At 40.0% G+C, this 6000-nt stretch carries 4 protein-coding genes; all 4 read left to right on the top strand.

Annotation, left to right across the window (positions count from 1 at the left end; all coding sequences use genetic code 11):
• Positions 1 to 406 precede the first annotated feature (406 nt).
• Complete coding sequence (locus QMF37_RS07850; protein ID WP_283477667.1) at positions 407 to 1873, top strand: TerD family protein; 1467 nt, start codon at positions 407 to 409, stop codon at positions 1871 to 1873.
• A gap of 543 nt (positions 1874 to 2416) precedes the next feature.
• Positions 2417 to 3742, top strand: a complete 1326-nt coding sequence (locus QMF37_RS07845) for a PQQ-dependent sugar dehydrogenase (protein WP_283477665.1) — start codon at positions 2417 to 2419, stop codon at positions 3740 to 3742.
• A 327-nt stretch (positions 3743 to 4069) separates the two neighbouring features.
• Positions 4070 to 5314 (top strand): TerD family protein, encoded by a 1245-nt coding sequence (locus tag QMF37_RS07840; protein WP_283477663.1) that lies wholly within the window; start codon positions 4070 to 4072, stop codon positions 5312 to 5314.
• A 232-nt stretch (positions 5315 to 5546) separates the two neighbouring features.
• Positions 5547 to 5855, top strand: a complete 309-nt coding sequence (locus tag QMF37_RS07835; protein WP_283477661.1) for a hypothetical protein — start codon at positions 5547 to 5549, stop codon at positions 5853 to 5855.
• Positions 5856 to 6000 lie beyond the last annotated feature (145 nt).

Raw genomic sequence — 6000 nt, 5'->3', positions numbered from 1 at the left:
CGGAGAAATGCCTTCATTACTGTTCTGTGATTGTCGATTTCAATTTTATTCCAGTTGATCTTTGGTTTTGTGTTGTCAAAATTCCTTATAGTTAGCGCTTGACTTATTTCACATTAAACGCTGTGTCAAAAACTATTCTAAAAGATTCTGGCAATACACGACAATTTATAATCCATACATTGCCACACTCGATGCATTAACATTTCAGATGTGGTTTTTCGATTCTATTCATTCGTATAAATTGTGTTTGAATTGTTTGTAACATAGGGACCATTTGGTAATCCCTCTCTTTTTTCATTAGGATTGTATATATAAAACAGCTTTACATTAATTACCTCTGTCGGAGAAATGTTACAATGAATTAAGATGGTAAGCGGGAACAAGTAAAACTAAAGGAGAGAGGCATATGCTCGATACTTCTGCACAAAAATCAATTGATAATTTAAAGAAGATTCTCACCAATGAAGACATGACCTTTAATGAACAGACAACGAAGCACTTTCTTATTCTTCCCTTCCTCACTTCACTCGGATACGACATAACAGATCCGAATGTCTTGAAGCATGAGTTCAAGCCGGCCAACCTACGGGGGAACAACGACAAAGTGGATTATGCGTTGGATTTGGGTGACTTCAAAATCATCATTGAGGCCAAGCCTTTAAACACCAATATTAAAAGGCATTACCATCAACTGCAGAAATACTATAATTCCACACCGGAAGTACAACTGGGAATCATTACAGACGGACGAAATTATCACTTTTTTACGGACTTCTACTATGAAAATCTAATGGATATCGAACCCTTTTACTCCTTAGATGTTTTAAATCTCACCGATTATGATTTTTACTTCTTGAATTTACTCAGTTACACGAAGATATCAGCAAACAGCATTCGAGAAGCCACTGAGGAAATTATCTTCCGGGATAAACTGCTCACCTCATTTAAGAAGACACTTGAAGAACTTCCGCCTGAGTTCATCAAATTGGTTGTCAAAGACTTTTACCCACATGCTGTTACAAAGAAAGTGATTGAAAAAGCGACGGCAATTGCCAAGCAGGTAGGAGCGAACAGATTGGATTTGAGCATTATCGACGAGTCCATCATTATGTCTAATGAGCGAGTAGAACAATTGGATAGCCCAACTACTGTGCCGGCTGAAGAAGTAGCACCGGAAACACCAGCCGATTCGGAAGTGAAAGAAGATAAGCCTGCTGAGAAAGAACCTGAAGTGTCAGCCCCTCAATCAGAAGAACCAGAGACCAAATTAGTGGAAATTGAAACGACACCTGCTCCAACCAAGAGGCCATCATTACGAAAAGGTGAGCGTGTCTCCTTAACTATGGATGACCCTCCGCTAACGAAACTCAAAGTTGGACTGGGCTGGGATGTCAGCAGCCAGCAAGGAACAGAGTTCGATCTTGACGTTCATGTATTCCTTTTGAATGAAAATCAAAAAGTGCCGAAGGAAGAATTTTTTATATTCTACAACAACCCTCAATCGCCAGATGGCAGCACGAATTTATTGAAGGATAGTCGTAATGCAGGAAACAATACTGAAACAGTCTTTGTGGAACTGGATAAAGTATCAAGCGAAGTAGAAAAAATTGTGTTTATTGTAACTATCTACGATGCTTTAACTCGAGAGCAGAATTTCAGCATGGTGAACAATGTCTTTATCCGGATGACGAATGCAGAAACCGGGGAGGAAATGTTCCAGTTTGATTTGGCCAATGGTGGTGGTCCGGAGACTTGTCTGATAGTTGGGGAAATCTATCGTTACAACGAAGATTGGAAGTTCACTGCAGTCGGAAACGGTTATCAGTCTGATATTCAGCAATTGTGCACCAACTTTGGAGTTCAATTAGCATGAAAATCAGTCAGGGTTTTTTAACGGAAGCAGACAAAAGAACAGAGGAAGTTCTGAAGTCGTTCTTAAGCGGTGATGAAGTGAATGAGGTTATTGTTGAGTTTTATTAAAAATTTAAATCGCGCCCATGGGAAAGAATTCTAAACGATTTTTACAATACACGACAATTTATATCCTATACATTCTCACACCCACTGCATCAACACTACGGGTGTGTTTTTTTGATCCTTTTAGCCTGTATAAATTTATGAGAACTGTACCGAATCCAGCGAACACTCACTAGAAATGGCGTGCTAAAAAAATGAGTGTTCTTAGCGAGGTGAAATCAATATAAGTGAAAAGTATTGCGATACGCCAACCAGATAGTACAAATGCTTCATGTATGTTAAATAAAACAGTTTGTTGGAGTGGTTTTAAGGGAAAGTTAATATATAAGGGAGTTTTTACCCATAATATGCAGCGCTTAATCAATTTCTGGTAATTGGTTTCTATGAACTGAATTTAATAGTGATTCAGTTTAAAAATATAAAAAAGGGAGGAAAAACGATGACGAAAATTTCATGGTCGAAATTAATGTTCTTTACGATGCTGATGTTCGTATTGACTTTGGCAGCATGCGGAAATGATGATGCTTCAAACGAAGAATCCCCTGATGATTCGGATGCTCCAACAGAAGAAAGTGCTGCAACAGAAGAAGGTGTTGACGAGGGCACTGAAGAAAGTGCTAATGAAAGCGCAGAATCTCAACCAAAAGTTACGGAGTTTGAACCGGCATTTCCAGAACAAACACGAGCACCTGCAGTAAAGACTGAAACAGAAATTGAGACAGAAGTGGTTGTGGAAGGTCTTGGCGTATCTTGGGGGATGGTAGAGTTTGAACCCAATCGCTTACTTGTAACGCAACGAGATGCAGCAGAACTTTTGATTGTAAATCTTGAAGACGGCGCTGTTTCAGATCCAATCGAAGGTACTCCCGAAGTAAATAACGAAGACCAAGGTGGTTTACTTGATGTAGCGGTTGCACCTGATTTTGACGAAACAAGGTTAGTCTTTATGACGTTTGCTCAAGATGTTGAAGGGGGTACAGTAACGGCTGTTGGTAAAGGTATGTTGTCAGAAGATGAAGCTTCACTTGAAGATTTTGAAGTGATCTTCCAAGCGACACCAGCATATGAAGGTACCTTACATTATGGTGGCCGGATTATCTTTGACGAGGAGGGCAACCTATTCTTAACAACGGGTGAGCGTTCAGATGATCCAATTCGCGAACGTGCACAAGACTTAGATGCTTATCTAGGTAAAGTCATTCACCTTACACAAGACGGAGAACCCGTAGAGTCGAATCCATTTATCGAAGATGAAGACGCATTGGATGGTATTTACAGCTACGGTCACCGTAATATTCAAGGAATAGACTTCCACCCTGAAACAGGAGACTTATGGATTGTTGAATTCGGTCCACAAGCTGGGGATGAACTGAATATTGTTAAACCAGGCAATAACTACGGATGGCCAATTGTTTCTTATGGTATCGAGTACACGGGTGAATTGATCAATGGGGGTGTTTCAGAACACGAGGCGCAAGGCTTTGTGGAACCACGCTATTATTGGGATCCAACAAGTGCGCCAAGTGGTAGTTCATTCTATGATAACGACGCAATTCCTGAATGGGAGAACAACTTGTTTATCGGTGGGTTAGTGTCGAGCTATATTGCGCGTGTCGTTATTGAAGGAGACACCATCGTTGGAGAAGAACGTCTATTAACTGATGAAGGCGAACGTTTCCGTGATATTCTCGTAACGGAAGATGGCGCGCTTATTGCCATCACGGACGGCGGTAAGGTTTATAAGATGTCTGCAGCAGGAGAATAAGTTATGATTCTCTAAAAGCACTTAAGCTTATATCAAGATCTTAAGACGCTTGAAAATATTAAAGAAGCAGGCAATCGTGGAAATTCATGATTGCCTGCTTCTTTTTTGTTGCCTATGCAGGTATTAACATTATTGAAGTTTGCCTCTGTGGAAAAACAACTTTAACAATGCATGATACTGGATAATTTAAATAAGGAAATAGCTGTATATATTTTGTTGATGGTGGTGTTTCCGAGAAATTGCTTTTTAAAATTCTGTAAACAAAATTCAACATGTATTATAGTGAAATTAGGGAATAGATTTAAGTAACTAAAAGGAGGAATCTTAATGGTAGTTTTAGTAAAAGGACAAAAGGTGGATTTAACAAAAGCGAATCCTGCACTGACAAAAATCAAGGTGGGACTCGGCTGGGATACTGGTAGCCATGGTCGCCACTTTGATTTAGATGTTTCTGCATTGTTGGTCAATGAAGCAGGGGAGCTTGCAGGGAAAGAAGGCCTTGTTTTTTACAACAACTTGAAAAGTGTGGATGGTGCAGTTCAATTAACTAAGGATAATCGTACAGGTGAAGGTGCCGGGGATGACGAGGAGATCCTTATTGATTTAAAGAACATTTCTTCTGGTATCAAAAAAGTTGTGCTGGCAATCCATTTGTATGATGGAGAATCCAAGAAGCAGGACTTCGGCCAAGTGGCAAACGCTTACGTCCAAATCGACAATGCCGAAAATGGACAACAATTACATAGGTACGAATTAGGAAAAGATTCTTTAACAGGAACGGGCGTCATTGCGGGTGAAATCTATGTGCATACCGGGGAATGGAAGTTTGCTGCTATTGGACAAAGTTCTAGTGACGGACTAGCTGAGCTATGCAAAAGCTATCACTTTCAGGCGGGTCTCGATTTCTTTCAAAAAGCACCAACGCAAGCAGAGCCGGTAAAACAGCCAGCAACCGCTTCGATTAATCTTACGAAAGTAGAGCTGAAAAAGACCGGAGATAAAATCAATTTAAACAAAACGAATGCCCCACTTGGAGAAATCCTTGTCAATTTAAATTGGAATCAGAAAACAGCCAAAGGATTTTTGTCTTCAGTCCTAGGCGCAGGCTCTTCTGTCGATTTGGATCTAGGCTGCCTCTTTGAACTGGAAGATGGCTATAAAGGAGCTGTTCAGGCTCTCGGAAATGGTTTTGGGAACTTAAGTAGCGAACCATATATTGCACTGGACCAGGATGATCGGACAGGAGCCATAAAAGGCGGCGAAAACCTGCGAATCAATGGCAATAAAATCACTAAATTCAAAAGACTTCTTGTCTATGCCTTCATTTACGAAGGTGCAGCGAATTGGTCAGAAGTGGATGGCGTTGTGACAATGAAACAACAAAGCGGACCGGACATTGAGGTTCGTCTCGATGAACACCGAAAAGGCAAGAGAATGTGCGCGATCGCGCTTCTCGAAAATGTGAACAATGAAACGATGAGCGTGAAAAAAGTAGTCGAATACTTTAATGGCCATAAAGAAATGGATAGAGCGTTTAAGTGGGGGATGAACTGGAGTGCCGGGTCGAAGTAATGGAACTGATTCTTGAATGGAGATGAGGGAACTGGTGACAGAAACAGTTTTTTATTTACACGCCTACTCATTTTGTCGACTATTAAGCATGCGAAAAAGTAGAAGAGTTAATTTAAATTAACTCTTCGATCTTAAAATACGAAATATTCACACTTTTTAAATTTCTGACTGGTAATCGAACATGAGTTCTGTTATATTAAATGCATACCACTATGGAATGAGGTGTATTTCGATGGTGCTTGCGATCAAAGAAGTGAACGGATTTGAAAAAGGGAAGAAATATACGAGGGATCTTAAGCTTTTGTCGTGCTTTAAAAATGACGAGCACCGCGTAGTCGCTTTGGTGGATACAGATGGCAATGTTCTTTATTGGATGACCACAGAAAATTCACCTGAATATCAAAACTTCCGTATAAAAGCTACCTATACTTTTACAGTTAGCTATATTTCTACAGTATTTGACCCTTCCACCCCTAAGGTTGTTATTGCCGAATTAAATGAGCTAACAACTGAGAACGGCATGTATGACAGAGCAATATAAATTAAATGCTTAATATATATAATTGCAAAAAGAACCTTGACAACCTCAAGGTTCTTTTTGTTTGGCTATCTAGTCAGTTAATGTCCTGTCCTAAAGAAAGAAACCATTCTAAACGGTTCCTACACTACAATGAATTGTACGGGAC

Source organism: Planococcus sp. S3-L1, from assembly GCF_030063085.1.
GTDB classification, from domain to species: Bacteria; Bacillota; Bacilli; order Bacillales_A; family Planococcaceae; genus Planococcus; species Planococcus kocurii.
This window is presented reverse-complemented; position numbering and strand designations above follow the sequence as displayed.